General features: G+C 54.2%; 20 protein-coding genes. 5 read left to right on the top strand and 15 right to left on the bottom strand.

Features of this window, described 5'->3' with window-relative positions:
* Positions 1–3: 3 nt before the first annotated feature.
* From lpxA to rpsB, 13 genes are all read right to left on the bottom strand, one after another.
* On the bottom strand, positions 4–774 hold the full coding sequence (lpxA, locus tag J0A66_RS06405) for an acyl-ACP--UDP-N-acetylglucosamine O-acyltransferase (protein ID WP_206572972.1): 771 nt from the start codon (positions 772–774) through the stop codon (positions 4–6).
* 4 nt (positions 775–778) lie between these two features.
* A complete protein-coding gene (gene fabZ, locus J0A66_RS06400) occupies positions 779–1,225 on the bottom strand; it encodes a 3-hydroxyacyl-ACP dehydratase FabZ (RefSeq protein WP_206572971.1) in 447 nt (148 codons plus the stop codon).
* A complete protein-coding gene (lpxD, locus tag J0A66_RS06395; RefSeq protein ID WP_206572970.1) occupies positions 1,226–2,272 on the bottom strand; it encodes a UDP-3-O-(3-hydroxymyristoyl)glucosamine N-acyltransferase in 1,047 nt (348 codons plus the stop codon).
* Positions 2,273–2,283: 11 nt separating this feature from the next.
* The gene (locus J0A66_RS06390; RefSeq protein ID WP_206572969.1) at positions 2,284–2,802 is read right to left on the bottom strand and encodes an OmpH/Skp family outer membrane protein; all 519 of its coding nucleotides are present in this window, start codon (positions 2,800–2,802) and stop codon (positions 2,284–2,286) included.
* 42 nt (positions 2,803–2,844) lie between these two features.
* Positions 2,845–5,310, bottom strand: a complete 2,466-nt coding sequence (gene bamA / locus J0A66_RS06385; protein WP_206572968.1) for an outer membrane protein assembly factor BamA — start codon at positions 5,308–5,310, stop codon at positions 2,845–2,847.
* Positions 5,311–5,362: 52 nt separating this feature from the next.
* Entirely contained in the window at positions 5,363–6,715 is a 1,353-nt protein-coding gene (gene rseP / locus J0A66_RS06380) for a sigma E protease regulator RseP (RefSeq protein WP_206572967.1), read from the bottom strand.
* The gene (ispC, locus tag J0A66_RS06375; protein WP_206572966.1) at positions 6,716–7,900 is read right to left on the bottom strand and encodes a 1-deoxy-D-xylulose-5-phosphate reductoisomerase; all 1,185 of its coding nucleotides are present in this window, start codon (positions 7,898–7,900) and stop codon (positions 6,716–6,718) included.
* On the bottom strand, positions 7,900–8,763 hold the full coding sequence (locus tag J0A66_RS06370) for a phosphatidate cytidylyltransferase (protein ID WP_206572965.1): 864 nt from the start codon (positions 8,761–8,763) through the stop codon (positions 7,900–7,902). The genes ispC and J0A66_RS06370 overlap by 1 nt, the downstream gene beginning before the upstream one ends.
* 19 nt (positions 8,764–8,782) lie before the next feature.
* Positions 8,783–9,508: a polyprenyl diphosphate synthase gene (gene uppS, locus J0A66_RS06365; RefSeq protein ID WP_206572964.1), complete on the bottom strand. Its 726-nt coding sequence runs from the start codon at positions 9,506–9,508 to the stop codon at positions 8,783–8,785.
* A 30-nt stretch (positions 9,509–9,538) separates the two neighbouring features.
* The gene (gene frr, locus J0A66_RS06360) at positions 9,539–10,096 is read right to left on the bottom strand and encodes a ribosome recycling factor (protein WP_206572963.1); all 558 of its coding nucleotides are present in this window, start codon (positions 10,094–10,096) and stop codon (positions 9,539–9,541) included.
* 24 nt (positions 10,097–10,120) lie between these two features.
* Positions 10,121–10,861, bottom strand: a complete 741-nt coding sequence (pyrH, locus tag J0A66_RS06355; protein WP_206572962.1) for a UMP kinase — start codon at positions 10,859–10,861, stop codon at positions 10,121–10,123.
* A gap of 332 nt (positions 10,862–11,193) precedes the next feature.
* On the bottom strand, positions 11,194–12,066 hold the full coding sequence (gene tsf, locus J0A66_RS06350; protein ID WP_206572961.1) for a translation elongation factor Ts: 873 nt from the start codon (positions 12,064–12,066) through the stop codon (positions 11,194–11,196).
* A 114-nt stretch (positions 12,067–12,180) separates the two neighbouring features.
* Positions 12,181–12,909, bottom strand: coding sequence for a 30S ribosomal protein S2 (gene rpsB / locus J0A66_RS06345; protein WP_206572960.1), 729 nt, complete (start codon positions 12,907–12,909; stop codon positions 12,181–12,183).
* A 330-nt stretch (positions 12,910–13,239) separates the two neighbouring features.
* Here rpsB and map point away from each other — a divergent pair, with 330 nt between their 5' ends.
* From map to dapD, 3 genes are read left to right on the top strand one after another with little or no spacing between them, the layout of a single operon-like run.
* A complete protein-coding gene (gene map, locus J0A66_RS06340) occupies positions 13,240–14,028 on the top strand; it encodes a type I methionyl aminopeptidase (protein WP_206572959.1) in 789 nt (262 codons plus the stop codon).
* A gap of 9 nt (positions 14,029–14,037) precedes the next feature.
* A complete protein-coding gene (glnD, locus tag J0A66_RS06335) occupies positions 14,038–16,686 on the top strand; it encodes a [protein-PII] uridylyltransferase (RefSeq protein ID WP_206572958.1) in 2,649 nt (882 codons plus the stop codon).
* Complete coding sequence (gene dapD / locus J0A66_RS06330) at positions 16,674–17,498, top strand: 2,3,4,5-tetrahydropyridine-2,6-dicarboxylate N-succinyltransferase (protein ID WP_206572957.1); 825 nt, start codon at positions 16,674–16,676, stop codon at positions 17,496–17,498. Before glnD ends, dapD begins: the two co-directional genes overlap by 13 nt.
* Positions 17,499–17,549: 51 nt before the next feature.
* On the opposite strand, the gene J0A66_RS06325 is transcribed toward dapD, so the two are convergent.
* Positions 17,550–17,987, bottom strand: a complete 438-nt coding sequence (locus J0A66_RS06325; RefSeq protein ID WP_206572956.1) for a flavodoxin domain-containing protein — start codon at positions 17,985–17,987, stop codon at positions 17,550–17,552.
* 2 nt (positions 17,988–17,989) lie between these two features.
* Positions 17,990–19,078: a tRNA pseudouridine(65) synthase TruC gene (gene truC, locus J0A66_RS06320; RefSeq protein ID WP_338143870.1), complete on the bottom strand. Its 1,089-nt coding sequence runs from the start codon at positions 19,076–19,078 to the stop codon at positions 17,990–17,992.
* Between the two features lie 67 nt (positions 19,079–19,145).
* On the opposite strand from truC, the gene J0A66_RS06315 reads away from it, so the two are divergent.
* Together J0A66_RS06315 and J0A66_RS06310 are read left to right on the top strand one after the other, a co-directional pair.
* Positions 19,146–20,165, top strand: coding sequence for a DUF3549 family protein (locus J0A66_RS06315; protein WP_206572955.1), 1,020 nt, complete (start codon positions 19,146–19,148; stop codon positions 20,163–20,165).
* Positions 20,162–20,464: a DUF3301 domain-containing protein gene (locus tag J0A66_RS06310; protein ID WP_206572954.1), complete on the top strand. Its 303-nt coding sequence runs from the start codon at positions 20,162–20,164 to the stop codon at positions 20,462–20,464. The genes J0A66_RS06315 and J0A66_RS06310 overlap by 4 nt, the downstream gene beginning before the upstream one ends.
* Positions 20,465–20,626 lie beyond the last annotated feature (162 nt).

Raw genomic sequence — 20,626 nt, 5'->3', positions numbered from 1 at the left:
GACTCAGCGCAAGATGCCGCGGGAGGAGTTGGCCACAAAGTCTGCCAGAATGCCGACCTCAGGCGTGTCCTTTTCCATTTCGCGCAACTCAATCAGTGCTTCCTCCACCGTCTTACCACTGCGATACAGCACCTTATAAGCCCGGCGGATGGCAAGGATACTTTCCTTGCTGAAGCCTCGTCGGCGCAAGCCTTCTGCATTGATGCCGTGGGGGGCAACTTTCTCCCCGCCCGCCATTACATAAGGAGGTAAGTCCTTCAACAGGATAGAGCCTGCCCCACAAAAACTGTGGGAGCCTATATGGCAGAACTGGTGAACCCCGGACATGCCCCCTATGATGACCCAGTCACCTATATGCACATGGCCGGCGATACTGGCGTTGTTGGCAAAAATATTGTTATCCCCGATCATGCAGTCATGAGCGATATGCACATAATTCATGAACAGGTTGTTGGATCCGACCCTGGTCAGGGACTGGTCCTGGACGGTACCGCGATGAATGGTGGAAAATTCACGGAATACGTTGTTGTCGCCCACCTCCAGGTAGGTGACTTCGCCGGCGTATTTCTTATCCTGACAATCCTCCCCTATGGAGGAGAACTGAAAAAACTTGTTCCTCCTGCCGATCCTGCTCGGCCCCCTGATCACCACATGGGGCGCGATGACACAATCATCGCCGATCTGCACGTCGGCGCCGATGACGGAGTAAGGCCCCACCTGAACATTCTCACCAAGGCGGGCACTGGGATCGATTATGGCTGTTGCGTGGATCACCTTGTTACATCTTCCTCATGGCACACATGAACTCGGCACTGCAGACTTCGGCACCATCGACACTGGCGACACCGGAAAACTTCCAGATTCCCCGGCGCTCCTTGATCAGGCGTACATCGAAGTCCAGCCTGTCGCCGGGCACCACGGGGCGTTTGAACCTGGCATTGTCGATGCCTGCATACAGATACAGATCGTCTGAATTGCCCACGGTCTTGAATCCCAGGATGCCGGCAGCCTGCGCCATGGCCTCTAAAATCAGCACACCGGGAAAAATGGGCTTGCCCGGAAAATGTCCGGTGAAGCAGGGCTCGTTGAAGCTGATATTCTTGTAGGCGATGATTGACTCACCAAGCTTGTATGCCGTTACCCGGTCAATCAACAGAAAAGGGTACCGGTGGGGCAACAGCTCCATGATTTCTTCAATTTGGATCTGATTCAACTCATTAGCCAACTACTTGTCTCCCTCAGGGGCGTCTTTCACGCCATGAATACTCTGTTCCAATCTTTTGACACGTTGACCCAGCTTGTCCAGGTTACGCACACTTGCCACCGCCTTGCGCCACTCCCTGCTTGGCTGGGAGGGCAGGCCTGAAGAGTACAAGCCGGCTTCAGTAACACCTTTGGTGACCATGCTCATACCGGTGAAATGAACATTATCGGCAATCTCCACGTGGCCGGTAACCGCACTCAGGCCACCAATGGTACAGTTGCGGCCAATATGCGTACTGCCGCCGATGACGGTGCAACCGGCGATGGCGGTATTCTCCCCAATTACCACGTTGTGGGCAATCTGGCACTGATTGTCGATGATAACCCCGTCATGCAGCACGGTGTCTTCGAGGGCTCCCCTGTCCACTGTGGTGCTGGCGCCAATTTCCACCCTATTACCCAGGATAACCCGGCCAATCTGCGGAATCTTGACCCAGCGGCCCTTGTCATTGGCGTAACCAAATCCGTCTGCACCGATAACAGCGCCGGACTGAATAAGGCAGTCTTGGCCAATCTGCACATCATGATAGAGGGTGACGTTGGCCCACAGCTTACTGCGGGCACCGATACGACTGTTCCTGCCGATCACACAGCCCGCACCAATCTGCACACCTTCGGCCAGTTCAACACCGGCTTCGATAACCGCATGGGCGCCTATGACCACCCCTTCGCCAAATTTAGCATCTGGTGCAATCACAGCATGGGGAGAGACGGACTCTGCGGCTGCCGGTGTGGTGTCCATCAACTGGGCCACCAGGGCAAAGCCCACATAGGGGTTGTCCATCACCAGTGCTGCGCAGGAGCAGTGCGGCAGATCGTCTGCATGCAGAATGACGGCTTCGGCCGACGTGTCTGCCAGGCGGCTGCGATACTTGCTGTTGGACAAAAAGGAGATCTGACCTTTTCCCGCGCCAGCCAGAGTGCCTACAGAATGGATCAGTATGCTTTCATCTCCTTCGATGCGGGCGCCGATATGATCCGCCAGTTGTCGCAAGCTGTATTGCTGCATGTAGCGTTCCGTTACTTGATTTTGCTGACCTGATCGATGACCTGCTTGGACAGATCTGTGCCTTTGTCCTTCATGTATATAACGGCTTCAGCATTAAGCACCATGTCGTACTTGTCCTTCTCAGCAATGCTGTCGATGGTCTGTTTGATCAACCCCAGCAGTTTGTTACGCTCTTCCATCTGACGTTGCTGGATTTGGTTCTGCAGGGGCTGGGTCTTACCGGCATAGTCATCACGCAGGCTGATCAGTTTGTCTTCCAGCTCCTTGCGTTCCTTCTCGCTCATGGTGGCGGCATCGCGCTGTTGCTTCTCGAGATAGTACTTGATGTCCTTCTCCAGACGGGTGATTTCTTCGATCTGGTCCTTGAATTCAGCCCGGATGTTTTCCTGGATCACGGCTGCCTGGGGCAGGGACTGGAAAACGCCCTGAACACTTACCACGCCAATCTTCTGCTCGGCCAGGGCCGCTGAACTCATCATGGATGTGCCAAGAATGGCGGCAGTCAGTATGCTTTTGCTCAGAGTTTTCAAATTATTCTCCTTAAATGAATCTGCCCCTGGTCGGGGCTCTTATTAGAATGTCTGGCCAATATTGAATGAGAAGAAGCGGCTTTCGTCGCCATCTTCTTCTCGCAGGATCCGTGAGAAGCTGAAGATCATCGGGCCCATGGGTGACAGCCACTGCACGGACAAGCCGGCGGAGGTTCTGAAACGCCCATAATCACCATAATCGGCTATTTCAGCCCGTTCGGATTCTCTCAGTCCGTTGTACTTGTCGATACGAAACTCAGTGTCCCACACATTCCCCACGTCCACAAACAGACTGGTACGTACCGAATTGTCGAACTCCTCATCTACAAAAGGCGTGGGAACAATTAACTCAAGGCCACCCAGGGCCATCGCGTTACCGCCGATCGCTCGCTGAGACACCACGATGTTGTCCTGATTCGGTCCAAGCGGAATCGGTGTGCCGTCCGGTCCGGTAATGGTACGCGGTTGCCGGTAAATGGCTCGGGGACCAACCGTATTGTTCTCAAAGCCGCGAAGGGAGTCGCTGCCCCCGGCACGGAAGTTATCCCAGAAAGGCAGGATCTGATCGTTACCCTCTATGTCGCCGTAACCATTGCCATAGCCCAGTTCCAGGCGGGCCAGGAATGACCAGCGCTGATCCCGGGACAAGGGGAAGTAATGTTTGGCATCGAAGCTCAGCTTGAAATAATCCACGTCTGAGAAAGGTGCGGTGACCTTGGCCACTGCCCGCTGTGAGGAGCCAGCCGTGGGGAAAATGCCCCGGTTAAGGGTCGAACGGCTCCAACCGGCAGTAAATTCATAGGTATTGAAGTCGATGCCGGCGTCCGGGTTGCTGGGATCGGCAAACAGGCTGTAGAAATCCTGGATCTGATCATAGGTCTGCAACTGGGAAATTTCGTTGAATCTGTAGGTAAAACCGAAGTTGAGCCGGTTATATTCGTTAACCGGATAACCGAAGTTGGCGCCGATACCCCAGGATTTGTTGTTGTACTGCACCAGATTGGCGTTACCCGCATCGAACTCTGAGTAGAACAACGTGCCGCCCAGGCTGATGCCGTCGATGGTGAAATAGGGGTCCGTATAGGTGATAGTTGCACTTTGCTGATAGGAAACGGTATTCAGGCTCAGGCCCAGGCGCTTGCCGGTGCCCAGGAAGTTATCCTGTTGAATGCCGGCCTGCAGGCTCAGCTTGGTGCGATCTCCATAGCCGATACCCGCATTGAAAGAGCCCGAGGGTTGTTCCTTAACGGTAAAGTCCACGTCCACCTTGTCTTCTTCACCTGGCAGACGGACCGTATCGAATTCCACTTCCTCAACATAGGTCAACCGCGACATATGTCCTTTGGACGACTCCAGCGCCACATTGGACAGCCAGGCCCCTTCCATCTGCCGGACTTCCCGGCGCAGTACTTCATCGGCGGTGACATTGTTTCCCTGGAAATTGATCCGGCGTACATAAATTCGTTTCCCCGGATCCACCGACAGAGTCAGCTTGACCGTCTTGTCCTCGTCATTGATCTCCGGAATGGTGGTCACCGTGGGAAAGGCGTAGCCGAAACGACCCAGGTATTTGCTGATAAACTCTTCTGTATAAGTCACTTCAGCCAGGTTATACATGCGCTCCTTGCGCAGCGGCAGGATCTGCTTGATGGTCTCTTCCTGTCCCAGCAAATCCCCAATCAGCTCCACGTCGGAAATCGTATACTGCTCACCCTCTGTCACGTTCAGCGCCACATAGATACCGGATTTATCCGGCGTCATGGACACCTGAGTGGAATCCAGGTTGTAACGTAAGTAGCCCCGATCCATGTAGTAACTGCGCAGGGTCTCAATGTCACCTGTCAGCTTCTGTTTCTGGTAGCGTGTCTCTGACAGGAAGTCCCACCAGGGCGTGTCAAATCTAAGCTCTACCTGATCCAGCAGTTCCTGGTCGGTAAAAATCTCATTGCCGACAATGTTGATCTGCTTAATCTCGGCGGCGTCCCCTTCTTCGAACAGGAACTTAAGATCCACCCGGTTGCGCGGCAACGGGGTGATAATGGCGTTCACATCAGCGTTATATTTACCGATACTGTAATAGAAATCCTTCAGACCATTTTCAATGGAAGTCAGCACCGTTTTGTCGAGGGGATCGCCGACACGGATCTTGCTGTCATCCAGACTCTGCTGGAGCTGCTCCTCCTTGATGTCCTTATTGCCATCGAAGGTGATATTGCTGATAGTCGGGCGCTCGCGCACCTGTACCACCAGAGTATTGCCGTCGCGCAAGACCTTAATGCTTTCGAAGTGCGTGGATGAATACAGGGAACGGATCAACTGGGCGACACGGAATTCATTCAGCCTGTCTCCCACCTTGACCGGCAGGTAGGTCAGAGCGGCACCCAGCGCAACACGCTGCAGCCCCTCCACCTTGATATCTTCAACAATGAATTCACTGGCCGGCTCGGCCGCGCTGACGGAGGCTCCGGATAGCAATAAACCGGCTGCAACTAACTGTTTTAACTTCATTTAATATTATTCTTCCAAACTACCGGGCCTGCATCCAAACCCTTGAGACAGCCTATAAGCGAGCAATGTCATTCACAATGGCGATGGTCATCAACAGGAGAAGCAGCGCCCCCCCTATACGAAATCCAACTTCCTGCACCGATTCAGGAACCGGCCGCCCCGTCAAAAGCTCAATAAAATAATAGAGTAGGTGCCCACCATCAAGTACCGGTAAGGGTAAAAGGTTGATAATGCCCAGATTAACGCTGATCAAAGCCAGAAAGCTCAGGAAATACACCAGTCCGTAACCTGCACTGACACCCGCTCCCTGGGCGATGGAAATGGGACCACTGAGATTCTTCACCGACACATCGCCGGTAATCAGCTTACCGATCATTTCCACACTGAGCACCATCAGACGCCAGGTCTTGTCCGCCCCCTCCAGTAAAGCCCCAACCGGGCCATACTGGTGGGTAAAACGGTAAGACTCCGGCCAGGATTCCACTTGCGGCACCACCCCAAGGTATCCCTGCTGGCGACCATCCACCTCCCGGCTCTCAATCCTGGCCTGCAAAGAGGTCTGATAACCATTTCGCTCAACTTGAAAATCCAGCACCCGATTGGGGTTTGCCGCAATCAGGTCCACTATTTGTTTCCAATTCTGCACGGGAGTTCCGTCCAGACGGACAATTTTATCCCCTGGCTCAAGCCCACCCGCCTCTGCCGGCGACCCTTCGGCAATATAAGCCAGGGTCCTGGTGGGCTCGGGACGAAAGGGGATCAACCCCAGGCTGGACAGGGCTGATTCACTGTCCGGGTTGAACTGCCAGTTGGCCAGATCCAGAGTTCGTATCACCGGCTCACCGCCTTGGGGCATGCTCAATTGCATTCGCAATTCCGGTTTGCCGATATGCGAGATCAACTCCAGGTTGACCGCTTCCCAGTCAAGCGTCTGCCGGTCGCCAATTGCCTGGATTTGCATGCCAGGCTGAATACCGCCCTGTGACGCGATAGAGGCCTCGGGTACCTCCCCCAGTACCGGTTTGACGGTTTCCACACCCAGCATGTACATCAGCATCAGGGCAAATACCGCAAAGACAAAATTAGTCAGGGGGCCGGCAGCAATAATGGCAATCCGCTTGATAACCGGCTGTCGGTTAAAGCAATAAGGCAGTTCCTCTTCCCTGACCGGCTCGACCCGCTCATCCAGCATTTTCACATAGCCACCCAATGGAATGGCAGCCAATACATATTCTGTGCCTTTGCTGTCATGGGTTCGCCACAGTGCCTTTCCAAAGCCGATGGAAAAACGTTGTACTTTCACACCACAGCGACGGGCGACGAAAAAGTGCCCCCACTCATGGACCGCCACCAGCAGCCCCAGGGCGATAACGAAAAACAACAGGCTCCAGAAAAATGCAAACATCTATGCCACCATCTTGTTGAGTAACTGCCCGGCGATGGCTCTGGCCTGGGCATCGAATTCGACAATGGCATCCAGACTGGTCAGCGGACAGCTTTCCAACTGTTCCAGTACCGCCTCATTGAACGCGGCTATCTGCGGGAAAGACAGGTGCCCCTGCAAGAAGGCCTCAACAGCCAGTTCATTGGCGGCGTTCAGTCCTGTGGTGGCATACTGGCCGGCTCCGCATGCCTGCATGGCCAGACGCAGGTTCGGATACTGGTCGTAGTCCGGCAGGCGGAAACTGAAGTCCGTCATGCTGGAAAAATCCAGCGGCTGTACGCCGGAGTCTATCCGCTGGGGATAGGCAAGGGCGTGAGCAATGGGGGTGCGCATATCTGGATTACCCAACTGGGCCAGCACCGAGCCGTCCCGGTACTGGACCATGGAATGGATCACGCTTTGCGGGTGAATAACCACCTGAATCTGCTCCGGTCTGGCACCAAACAGCCAACAGGCTTCGATAAACTCCAGCCCCTTGTTCATCATAGTGGCGGAGTCCACCGAAATTTTCCGGCCCATATTCCAGTTGGGATGGCAGCAAGCCTGCTCTGGGGTGACCGCGGCGAGTCTGGCTTTGTTCCAGTTCAGAAAGGGCCCGCCTGAACCGGTCAGCAATATCTTGTTGATGCCTGCATCTTCTAACTTGCCATAGCCAAAATCTCCCGGCAGGCATTGATAGATAGCGTTATGCTCACTGTCGATAGGTAAAAGCTGCGCTCGGCTCTTTTGCACTTCATCCATAAACAGCTTGCCGGACATCACCAGGGCTTCCTTGTTGGCCAGCAATACTTTCTTGCCGGCCTTGACCGCCGCCATCGTAGGCAACAGGCCGGCTGAACCGACAATAGCAGCCATTACCGTGTCGGTGCGCTCATCAGATGCCACCCTGTCCAGGGCATCGGCACCGGCCAGCAGTTGGCAGTCCAGTCCCGCATCGTCCGCCATGCCTCGGGCCCGGGGTAACTCTGCCCGGTCGGCTATTACCAGATAATCCGGCTGGCATTGACGGGCCTGCTCGATAAGCAAAGTCAGGTTTTTATTGGCGGTCAGGGCAAAGACCCTGTATTTATCAGGATGCCTGGCGATCACATCCAACGTGCTTTGCCCGATAGAACCGGTGGACCCCAGTATGGTTATCTGCTGCATCAGGTCATCCACAGCACATAGCACAAAGCGAAGATCGGGAAGGCGGCGGTCAGGCTGTCAATGCGATCCAGAATACCGCCATGGCCCGGCAGCAATGTGCCGCTGTCCTTGCAACCGGCACAACGCTTGAACATGCTTTCATTGAGATCGCCCAGGGCCGATACGCCTACAGTGACACCGCCGATCAGTATATGCGTCCAGATCATCGAAGCATTAACCTGATAATGCAACGCGGCAAAGCCGATAATGGCAGAGGAAGCGGCAATACCGCCAAGCAACCCCTCCAGGGTTTTGCCGGGGGAAACGTTGGGTCTGAGCTTGTGGCGGCCGAACTTGACCCCGACAAAAAATGCACCGATATCGGCGGCCCAGACAATGCCAAGCACATAAAAGATCAAAGAGGCCCCATACAGATCATCCACGTCGTAAAGCTGGGTGCGCAAAGTCACGATGGCCACCCAGGTGGGGATCAGGGTCAGCAGACCAAACAGGCCGCGCAGTCTGATACTGTTACGCCAACGACTGGTATATCTGGGATAAGCGAGGATCATCAGCAGGGAAACCACCCACCACAGGGCGGCCAATGCCAATACGCTCAGGTAGACATTATTCAGTTGACCCTGATACCAGATAAGTTCAGTAGGCACCCAAAAAGCCAGCAAGGCGCAAATAAGCAGCGCCAGAGCCGTATACAGGGCCTTATGCAGCCTCTGGCTTAGCCCCATCAGCTTGCTCCACTCCCAGGCACCCAAGCCAATGATCAAGCCAATACACAGCTCAAAACTCTCAAGGGGGAGAAACAGAATGGCTCCCAGCGCCAGAGGCGCCAGAATCAGGGCCGTGATGATACGTTGTTTTAACAAGAGATAGATCCTTTGACGCTCATGTCTCTACCTGTTCGGATGTCATGCCAAAGCGTCTCTGCCGGGCGGCAAAATCCGCCAGGGCCAGTTCAAATTCTTCTTCATTGAAATCCGGCCACAGAGCCGGGGTGAAGTAAAGCTCAGCATAGGCCATCTGCCAAAGCAGAAAGTTGCTGACCCGGCTCTCACCGCCGGTGCGAATCAACAAATCCAGATCGGGTAACGAAGCAAGGGATGTTTGTGCATCGAAACTGGCTTCACTGATTTCGCTGCTGTCTATTTCGCCGGCCGCCACCTTGTCAGCCAGTTGCCGGGCCGCCTGCACTATGTCCCAACGACCGCCATAATTGGCCGCGATATTAAGCACCAGCGACTGGTTGTTGGCCGTCATCTGTTCGGCCGCGCGAATGCGCTCCACCAGCTTGACGTCAAAACGGCCGAGATCGCCGACCACCTTGAGCCTGACGTCATTCTTATGCAATTTCTTGACTTCACTCTTGAGCACCAGGTTAAAGAGTTCCATCAGCACGCCCACCTCTTCTGCCGGCCGACTCCAGTTCTCACTGGAAAAGGCAAACAGGGTAAGCGCCTCAATACCCTTTCGCCTGGCCAGCGACACGGCGTTGCGCACAGACTCCACACCGGCCTTGTGGCCGAAGGTGCGAAGTTTGCCCCGTTGCTTGGCCCAACGACCGTTACCATCCATGATGATAGCAACGTGCCGGGGGATGATTTGTGAAGACATAAGGTAATTCCTGATCGGGCGCCGGCCCGATCAGATTTCCATCAGTTCTTTTTCTTTGTCCGCCAGCATCTGATCGATCTGTTTGACGAAATCATCCGTTAGCTTCTGGACTTCCTCCTCGGCACGATGCCCTTCGTCCTCACTGATCTCTTTTTCCTTGACCAATTCCTTGATATCAGAGTTGGCATCGCGACGAACGTTGCGAATCCCCACACGTCCCTGCTCCGCCTCAGCGCGTACCACCTTGATCAGGTCCTTGCGGCGTTCTTCCGTTAATGCCGGCAACGGAATACGGATAACCGTACCGGTACTCATGGGGTTCAGGCCCAGATCAGACTGCATAATGGCCTTCTCCACCGCCTGGGTGGCACTTTTATCGAATACGGTGAGCGACAGGGTACGGGCATCTTCGGCCACCACATTGGCTATCTGGCGCAGCGGCGTGTCAGACCCATAGTAACTAACCATAATACTGTCCAGCAGGCTGGGATGGGCGCGGCCAGTGCGAATTTTGCTGAACTGGCTTTTCAGTGCACTGATGGATTTGGTCATGCGCTCTTTGGCGTCTTTTTTAATGTCGTTAATCATGCTTTCAATCCTAAATAGCGGTGCTTAATTGAGATTATTCTGATGATCTATCAGCGTGCCTTCGCACTCTCCCATCACAACCGCCTTGAGACAACCCGGCTTATTCATATTGAAGACCCGGATAGGCAGGTTGTGATCGCGGGCCAGAGTAAAGGCCGCCAGATCCATCACTTTTAATTCTTTTTCCAGCACTTCCTGATACGTGAGTTGCTGATACATAACGGCTTCCGGGTTCTTGGCCGGATCCGAGTCGTAGACGCCGTCGACCTTGGTGCCCTTGAGCACTGCGTCGGCTTCAATCTCGATTCCTCTCAGGCAAGCGGCTGAATCCGTAGTAAAGAAGGGATTGCCGGTACCTGCGGCAAAAATCACTACTCGTCCTGACTTGAGAAGGCTGATGGCCTCAGCCCAATTATAGGCGTCACAGACTCCGTTGAGTGGGATCGCTGACATCAGTCGGGCATTGACAAAAGCCCTGTGCAGGGCGTCGCGCATAGCCAGCCCGTTCATGACAGTGGCCAGCATCCCCATATGATCGCCCACCACCCGGTTCATACCCGCCCTGGCCAGGCCTTCCCCACGAAACAGATTGCCGCCCCCGATGACCAGTCCCACCTGAACGCCTAACTCAACCAGTTCCTTGATTTCCTGGGCCATCCGGTCCAGCACTTTGGGATCAATGCCGAATCCTTCTTCGCCCATCAGGGCTTCACCACTGAGTTTTAATAAGATGCGACGATAGGCAGATTTGGGATTGATGCTCATTGAAGTGACTGTTCCTGTAAATTCGTTAAGCCGTGGCGAATGAGCACGACATCCCATATAGCGTGGGAGTCAGTGCCTCCACCAGCAGGATGCCGGGCTGTGCTGTGTTCTTGTCGGATTAGGAGCAAGAGGCACCACACAGAATTGCCGTCTTTTCGCGTCCTGCAATCACGGCACGTCGTTCATCCTGAACATAATAAAAAGCACCCCAGATGAGGTGCCCGTAGTTTATATGACATTGCCCTGGGGCAAAAGTCGCAGAGCCCATTTATTTGCGCTGCGGTTCACACAGAAGCCTGAGATCCGGCTCCTGTGTGAGGCCTTGAGGTGCCTTACTTCTTGGCAGCCGCCATCTGGGCCTGGACTTCGGCAGCGAAGTCTTCGGATTTCTTCTCGATACCCTCGCCCACTTCGAAGCGAACGAAGTTGATCACATCGGCACCGGCCGCTTTGAGCAACTGACCGACGGTCTGGGAAGGATCCTTGACAAAGGGCTGACCGGTCAGGGAGATTTCACCGGTGAACTTGCTCATGCGGCCGGCAACCATCTTTTCGGCAATCTCGGCAGGTTTACCGCTTTGCATGGCAATGTCGATCTGGATGGCTTTTTCTTTCTCAACCACCTCGGCAGAAACCTGTTCAGGTTTGACGAACTGTGGGTTGGATGCGGCAACATGCATAGCCACGTCTTTGGCCAGATCTTCGCTACCACCGGTGAGAATGGTCAGCACACCAATACGGCCACCGTGGACATAGGCGCCCAGGGTGTCACCTTCAATGGTCACCACACGGCGAACATTGATGTTTTCACCAATCTTGGCCACCAGGTTGTCACGGACATCGGATACCTTGGCACCGTCCAGCTCCAGACCATTCAACGCTTCGGCGTCGTTAACCTTATTGGCCAAAGCCAGTTCCACCACCTTGTTACCGAAAGCGAGGAAGCTTTCATCGCGGGCAACAAAGTCAGTTTCACAGTTCAGTTCCATCATTACCGCAACATTGCCTTCAACCTTGGTCAGGATCACGCCTTCGGCGGCAATACGACCGGCTTTCTTGGCGGCTTTGGCCTGACCGGACTTACGCATGTTTTCGATGGCCAGCTCGACATCACCGCTGGTTTCCTCCAGCGCTTTCTTGCAATCCAGCATGCCGGCACCGGTACGCTCACGAAGTTCTTTTACAAGGGCTGCAGTCACTGCCATTTTAAAATTCCTCAGTAGGTTTGTTCGTTAAAACACAGGGGCATTCAAGCCCCTGTGTATGTCATCCATTGTTCAGAGGCCGACGAGTCAGCCTGTCGTGACATGGGAATGAGATTATTCAGCTTCTACGAAGTCGTCGCTTTCAGCCTGGGTTTCCAGGTTCTGCTCACGGCCCTGGCTGACTGCGTCCGCCGCGGCGTTCAGATAGAGCTGTACTGCACGGATGGCATCGTCGTTACCGGGAATGACGTAATCCACACCATCCGGATCGGAATTGGTATCGACCACGGCAACCACAGGGATACCCAGATTTCTGGCTTCAGTGATGGCGATATGCTCATGGTCGGCATCGACGACGAACAATACATCAGGCAGACCGCCCATGTCTTTGATACCACCCAGACTGGATTCCAGCTTGGACATTTCACGAGTCAGCATCAGGGCTTCTTTCTTGGTCAGCTTCTCGAACGTACCGTCCTGAGCCTGCTGCTCAAGATCTTTCAGGCGCTTGATGGACTGACGAACAGTTTTCCAGTTGGTCAGCATACCGCCCAACCAGCGCTTGTTGACGTAGAACTGATCGCAACGCTGAGCCGCTTCTTTAACGGCATCAGAGGCGGCACGCTTGGTACCGACGAACAGGATCTTGCCTTTCTTGGAAGAAACACTGGACAGGTAGTTCAACGCGCTGTTGAACAGCGGAACCGTTTTTTCCAGGTTGATGATATGAACCTTGTTACGGGCGCCGAAGATGAAAGGTTTCATTTTCGGGTTCCAGTAACGGGTCTGGTGACCGAAGTGCACGCCGGCTTGCAGCATGTCACGCATAGATACGTTTGCCATTAGAATTTCCTCAAATGGGGTTAGGCCTCCATACATCCCAGCTCTCGATCCGCCTGGCGGACACCCCGAAAACCGTGTCGATGTATGTGTGTGTTTAATAAAAATTTGCATTCTTGCCGACCGGTAACATCTGAGTCGGCGAAAATTGCGGGCGCTTTATACCACGACAGGGCTATAAGATACAACCAGTAGTTATCGTTTCTGGCCCAGCCTAACCTATACAGCAAGGGTCTCAGAGGCTAGAATGCGCCCTGTCCCTATTTTACTTTTTTGTTTTGGAACAGAGGCAACCGACCTGCTCCAGGATAAGAACTAGCTACGGAAAAAGCATTGACTGCCATTATAAAAACCCCCGACGAAATAGACAAAATGCGTGTGGCTGGCAAACTCGCCGCCGAGGTACTGGAGATGATTGGCCCTTATGTAAAAAAAGGCGTCACCACTGACGAGCTGAATGACATCTGCCACGACTATATTGTCAATAAACAGCAGGCAGTGCCGGCACCACTGAATTACCACGGTTTCCCCAAGTCCGTCTGCACCTCTGTCAATCATGTCATCTGTCATGGGATCCCGGCGGACAAGAAGCTAAAAGATGGCGACATCATTAACATCGACGTGACAGTTATCAAAGACGGCTATCACGGGGATACCTCCAAGATGTTTGTGGTCGGTGAGCCCACTATCCTGGCTCAGCGCCTGATCAAGGTAACCCAGGAATGTATGTACAAAGGCATTCAGATGGTCCGCCCGGGCGTGCACCTGGGTGATATCGGTCATGCCATCCAACAACATGCGGAACAGCACAACTACTCTGTAGTGCGGGAATACTGTGGCCATGGAATCGGCAAGGAATTCCATGAAGAACCCCAGGTCTTGCACTATGGTCGTCCCGGCACAGGTGAAGTGCTGCAGGAGGGCATGTGCCTGACCATTGAGCCGATGATCAACGCCGGTAAGCGTCATTCCAAGCTGCTTAAGGATGGCTGGACAGTGGTGACCAAGGACAGGAGCCTCAGCGCACAATGGGAACATACCCTGCTGGTCACGGCCAACGGTTGTGAAATACTCACCCTGCGCAGCGATGAAAGCATTGAACGCGTGCTAAACCATTCATAAGGAAACACTTTGTCCCTGCAAAGCCTGCTCAGGCAAATCAAGATGATCAGCACGCCGGACAATGTGCCGGCGTTCAAAGCCTGTGTGGAAAACAGCTATCAATGGCTGAGGGAAGAATCTGCCAGTTTGCAGGTTGACAACCTGGTGACTGGACGGGCCGGGTTTGTCGACGCCCTGCTCTGCCATGCCTGGCAACTGATGGAACTCTCACGGCAAAAGGATTTGGCTCTGGTGGCTGTTGGGGGCTACGGTCGCGGTCAGTTACAGCCCTATTCTGACGTGGATTTACTGCTGCTAAGCCACAAGCCCTTACCGGATGAAACCAAGGACAGAGTGGGTCGCTTTATTACCCTGCTGTGGGATATAGGTCTGGATGTGGGTCAGGCGGTGCGCACGGTCAGTGAGACTGTAAAGCTCGGCAAGGCGGATATTACCATCGCCACTAACCTGGTCGAAGCCCGGCTGCTGACAGGCAGCCAGGCGACGTTTGAACAGTTGCAGGAAAAAGTGCAGGGCAAAAGGTTCTGGAGCAGTCAGGATTTCTTTATTGCCAAGTATGAAGAGCAATTACAACGTCACGCCAAATTCAACGGCACAGCCTACAACCTTGAACCCAACGTCAAGGAAAATCCCGGCTGCCTGCGGGATATTCAGAATATTGGCTGGGTAGCAAAGAAGCATTTCAAAGTGCTCAAAGGCCAGGAACTGGTGGAGCACGGCTACTTTACCACCCGTGAGTTCGAAGAACTGCTGGAATGCCGGAATCATCTGTGGCGTATCCGCTTCAACCTGCATCTGGTGGCCGGACGCAGCGAAAACCGGCTGTTGTTCGACTACCAGCCCCAGGTCGCCAAACGACTTGGTTATGGGGACGAAGGCAAGGCCTCGGTGGAAACCATGATGAAGGCCTTTTTTCGCACCGTCAGGCGCATCAGCGAGCTGAATGAAATGCTGCTGCAGCATTTTCGCCAGGATATTCTGGCCACTAAGGTGCGCAAGTTTGTTCCCATCAACCAGGATTTTGCCCTGGCCGACGGGTTGATACAGGCACGCCATGACCAGGTCTTCGACACCCCGGAAAAGCTGCTGAGCTTTTTGTTGCTGGTCGCCGACACGCCCCAGGCCACGGGACTGCACTCTGCAACCTTGCGCCTGATGCGCAATGCCAGGCGCAGCTTTCGCGCCCATTATTTCTGCGAGCATCAACCCTGCCGTGAAATCTTTATGCTACTTTTGCGCCATCCGCGCTTTTTTGGCCTGGCCTGGGATCTGGCCCATAAGCACGGCATCATGCAGGCTTACCTGCCGGAGTGGAACCAGATAGTGGGCATGATGCAGTTTGATCTGTTCCATGCCTATACGGTGGATGAACACACCCATAGGTTGGTCAAGCATATCTATCATTACAGCCAGCCTGAAGGTGCCAAGGACTTTCCCCGCTGCCATCGCATTATGCAGAACCTGGATAAGCCGGAACTTTTGTATATTGCCGGCATTTTTCACGATATCGGCAAAGGCCGGGGGGGGGATCATTCCAAGCTGGGCGCCGAGGATCTGGCCCGTTTCAGTGACAGCCACGGTTTGTCGGGCAAAGACAGGGAACTGCTGGTCTGGCTGGTAGAGCACCACCTGCTGATGTCCGTTACCGCCCAGCGCCGTGATATCTACGATCCCGAAGTGATCCGCGAATTTGCCGGCAAGGTGCGCAACAAATCCTACCTGAACCATTTGTATGCCCTGACCCTCGCCGATATCCGCGCCACCAATGACAACCTCTGGAATGACTGGAAAGCATCCCTGTTACGCGAGCTCTACCAGATGACCCGTAAGGCTCTGGAGAATGGCCTGGAATGTCAGATCGATCTGCAGTCCAAGGTGGATGAACACAAGCAGGAAGCCATTAACATGCTGGTCAGTATGGGCCGTAATGCCGATCAGGTGCAGGAGTTTTGGCAGCGACTGGACTGGGATTATTTCGTTCGCTTCAAGCCCAGCCAGTTAATCTGGCATGCCAGTGTCATCCTCGGCCATGAAGAGCTGGACGAACACCAGGTGCTGGTGGAACTGAGCGACGATACATCCAAGGCGGGTACTGAGCTTATCCTTTATGGCCGAGACCGGGCCACCCTGTTTGCCCAGGTCGCCTCTGTCCTGGATAGTCGCAACTGCTCTATACATGACGCCCAGATCATGAGTACCCAGGATGGTTACGTGTTCGACAGTTTTATCATCCTTGAACATGACGGCAGCCGTATTGAATCAGTGTCCCGCCGCCAGAATCTGAAACAGGCCATTGTCACCCAGTTGGCCCGCCCCGGCCATCGCCATACCAATAACCGCAAGATGCCCAGGCGGATGAAGCAGTTGAACGTGCCAGTCAAGATGCGTTTTTTCACCAACCAGGCCAACATGACCCTGCTGGAAATGGAGGCGCTGGACGCGCCGGGGCTACTGGCCACCATCAGTCATCAGTTTGTTGAGCTTGGCTTGTCACTGCACATGGCAAAGATCACCACCATAGGCGAGCGCGCTGAAGACCTTTTTATCCTGACCAACGCTCAGGGGCTGGCGCTCAGCAACGAAGAGCAGGTAATCCTTAAAAAACAATTGATCGCAATACTGGATCAACAATATCAGAGTGAAACATGTCCGAACTGAAATCCATTATCGAATCCGCCTTCGAACAACGCGCCAATCTGACCGCGGCTACCGCCGACGAAAAAGTCCGTTCTGCGGTAGCCGACACTATCCAGTTGCTTAACCAGGGCAAGGCCCGGGTGGCCGAAAAAATTGCCGGTGAGTGGGTCGTGCACCAGTGGTTAAAAAAAGCCGTGCTGCTGTACTTCCGCCTGCATGACAATCAGGTAATGGACGGAGCCGAAAGCCGCTTTTATGACAAGGTCCCTCTTAAGTACAGCCATTACAGCGCCGAGCAGTTTGCCGCAGAGGGGGTCAGGGTGGTGCCGCCGGCGACGGTCCGCACTGGCAGCTACGTGGGCAAGAACGTGGTCCTGATGCCATCTTATGTCAATATTGGCGCCTTTGTTGACGAGGGCTCCATGGTGGACACCTGGGCGACAGTCGGTTCCTGTGCCCAGATAGGCAAGCATGTGCACTTGTCAGGCGGTGTCGGCATCGGCGGGGTGCTCGAGCCCCTGCAGGCCAATCCCACCATTATCGAAGACAACTGCTTTATTGGCGCACGCTCAGAAATCGTCGAAGGCGTGATAGTCGAGGAGGGAGCAGTCATTTCCATGGGCGTGTACATCGGCCAGAGCACCCGCATCTATGACCGGGAATCCGGCGAAATTCATTACGGAAGGGTACCGGCCGGCTCCGTGGTGGTGCCTGGCAACCTGCCGTCTAAAGACGGCAAGTACAGCCTTTATGCGGCGATTATCGTCAAGAAGGTAGATGCCAAGACCCGTGCCAAGGTGGGTATCAATGCCCTGCTGCGGGGTGCGGAATAGCGAGTACATCCAGTGGCAGGTAACAGGTTTTAGACCTGTCACTTGTCACTATCAAGAATATACCTCCCTGAGCCAGGGCAGCACCTCGTCCTGGGGATCCAGGGTTTCACAGGCATCGACTTTCAGAAGCGGCGCCCTGGCTTCCCCCTGTAATTCCTCCAGCAAGGCAAAGAGCCTGCGACCGGCACCACAGTAGGTCTCACCATAGCTGCTGTCACCCAGGCCAACTACTGCAAAGGGCTTGCCTTTGAGCAAGGGAAAAGTGGATTCGAGCTCCAGTACAAAAGGTTCCAGATTGGGTGGAATGTCCCCCTGGCCGGTGGTTGAACTGATAAAGAGTAATTCTTCCACTTCCCGGAACCCGGCAAGATCCGGTTCGTGATGGACATGGGCCCGGTGCCCGAGTTCTTCCAGCACCTCTTGAACATCCTCAGCCAGTTGCTGGGCATTGCCATAGACACTGCCATAGTAAATACCTATTTGCGCCATGCTTACTCCTCTCTTTGGCTAGCCGGTTCGATATAAGGTGGTGAATGGCCAAAATCCCGCCATTTGGCCAATAATGCCTGGAAACGGTCCTCTGTTCCGCAGGTTATTTTAATCATCTGTCGGCTCCGCGGATGTTCAAAGTTCATTTCGCATGCCGTCAACGCCAGTCCAACAAAACCAAATCTGTCCCGCACCATGGCGTTGTGTTTACCATCACCGTGGTTGACGTCACCGACTATCGGATGACGAAGATGCGCCATATGGCGTCTTAGCTGGTGTTTACGACCGGTTTTAGGCCACAGCTCCACCAGCGAATAGCGGGCGCTCTGATAAGGACGCACCGGGATGGGCAGTTCGAAGCGTTGTAAGGTTCTGTACAAGGACAAAGCCGGCTGGGCGGGCTTGTCCTTGCGGGCCCGTTTGTCGGCGATTTTATCCAGCTTTTCCCTGAGTGGGTAGTCAATCATCCCCTCATCAGGTGTAAAACCCCGCACCAGCGCCTGGTAGCGTTTTTCGACCCGACCGGTGGTAAACAACTCAGTCATAGATCGGGCCATTTCGGGGTTAAGAGCAAACAGCAATACGCCTGAGGTGGGCTTATCGAGGCGGTGGACAGGATAGACCCGCTGGCCAATCTGATCTCGGAGCGCCTGTACCGCAAAGCGGGTTTCATACTTGTCAATCAGGCTGCGATGGACCAGCAGGCCGGCCGGTTTGTTAACCGCTATCAAAGACTCATCACGATAAAGAATCTGCAACTGCTCCAGGGGCTGATAGAGACGATCAAATTCAACCAGTACCTGAAAAACAGTTTCGAGGGCTTCTGTGCGCTGCCAGCTCATCTCTGCCATTGGCCGAAGCAGCAGTTGCTCAGGCAGGGGTTTCTTGTCCTGAATCAGCCTGGCCAGGCTCGGCACAAATACAAACTGCAACCACTGCTCGAAACTCAGGGTATCGCAACAAAAAGGTGCCTTACTCTGCAAGGCCTGGGCAGACGGCAAAGTGGTTTGCCACAGCTTGGCCTGCTGCATACTGGTAACCAGCCGGCCAAGCAAACGATTACTGGCTTTACGCTTGATAACGTCGGACATCGGGTGTTTGCGCTTCTCTATCGGGGTATACTAAGGGGCTGCTAGTACCTGGGCAAACAAGGGTAACATGACCGTCATCGATACACTTAGCGAATTCCTGCTCCAATCCGGATGCCAATACCGAATCTATGATTTGGGCCGAGGCATCCGCCCACTCAACAGCCAGACTTTTCTGGAAATCGAGAATAATCAGCGCCCCCATCCCTACCCAAGGTTGGGGCAGGCCTGGCTGGCCGTGCTGTTCTGGAACAAACAGCTTTCCAGTCAGCACTATATCTGGTTCTTGAAGCTGCCTTTGGATGAGCAGGGCATGTTGGTCCTGGCCGCCAGGAATCAGTTTCTTCACATGGTGGTAGAACTGCTTGGCAAACAGATCCAGGAAAAAAAACTGGAGTCATTGCCGGATCATCCTTTCAGCTTTGTACCGGGTCAGCAGCAGATGGCCGACTTCAACGCCCAGGTTCGCCATGCACTGAAATTACCCGCGGCTGAACAACTGGGCCAAGCCCTTGCTTACCTGAGGGAGCCTGAGCTACACCATTGGCAATCGGTTCCGCTGCAGGGATTGGCCGATATGGTGGTGCGCGCCGGCGAGCCATCAGTGCAGACACTGCTATTGGAAAACTTCCCCCGATTGGCGCAGCCCGTGCAGGTCGCCCTGATGCAGTCGCTGGAAAGTCAGACACCTGGCATCCCCATGACTGAGTGTGTTATTGCGCTGATGCGAAACAATCCTGATGACCATTCCATCCAGCTTGCGGGATTACGGGCCCTGAGCCGAAGTACTGCCGACGGATTAGTTGAAGGGGAGTTGGAAAAGCTACTCGCTCCTGACAATGCACCAGACGCAGATCTGCTGATCACTATATCTGGCCGGCACTGGCACCGGCTGGAAAAGGACGAATTGCTCCGTCCCTATCTGGAGAAGCTGGCCCAACAACCAGCGGATCTGTTCGGCGCGGTATTTGCCGACCTGGTGCGCATTCCCTGTCTGAGAAACAAGATGCTGGCGGCACTCAGGAGCACAGACAAGTCCCCGGGACTAACCCGCGCAATTGGCCAGCTATTTAGTGAGAAGGCCCAATGAGCTTGTTTGATGTGGTGCTTTTGCTGTTGATTAGCGCAATTGGCTGGCAATTCTGGCGTATCCGGGCCATCAGTGAACAGGCTGCCGCCTACCTTGAGCGTTATTGTCAGCAACAAGGGCTGCAGTTTATTGCTTTGGCCCGGATCAAGACCCGCCCCGTCGCCAACAGGGGTAAACTCGACTGGCACAGCGAGTTCAATTTTGAATTCTCCGGCAACGGAGAGGACAGTTATCAGGGGCGCTTGATCATGACAGGACTGAAGGTAACGGAAACTGTTCTGCCCCCCTATCGCATCTGATTTCGATAAGCGACATTTTGCAGGCCACATATAATAAAGGCGCGGCCAAATGGCCGCGCCCCTACCAATGACAAAATCCCTTTATTGCACTCCGTTGCAATCAAACCAGTCCTTGTCCCATGTCCCTGTGGATTCCTGTCCTTTCAACCTTACCCTTCCTGA

The organism is Bowmanella dokdonensis (genome assembly GCF_017254865.1).
GTDB lineage: Bacteria > Pseudomonadota > Gammaproteobacteria > Enterobacterales > Alteromonadaceae > Bowmanella > Bowmanella dokdonensis.
This window is presented reverse-complemented; position numbering and strand designations above follow the sequence as displayed.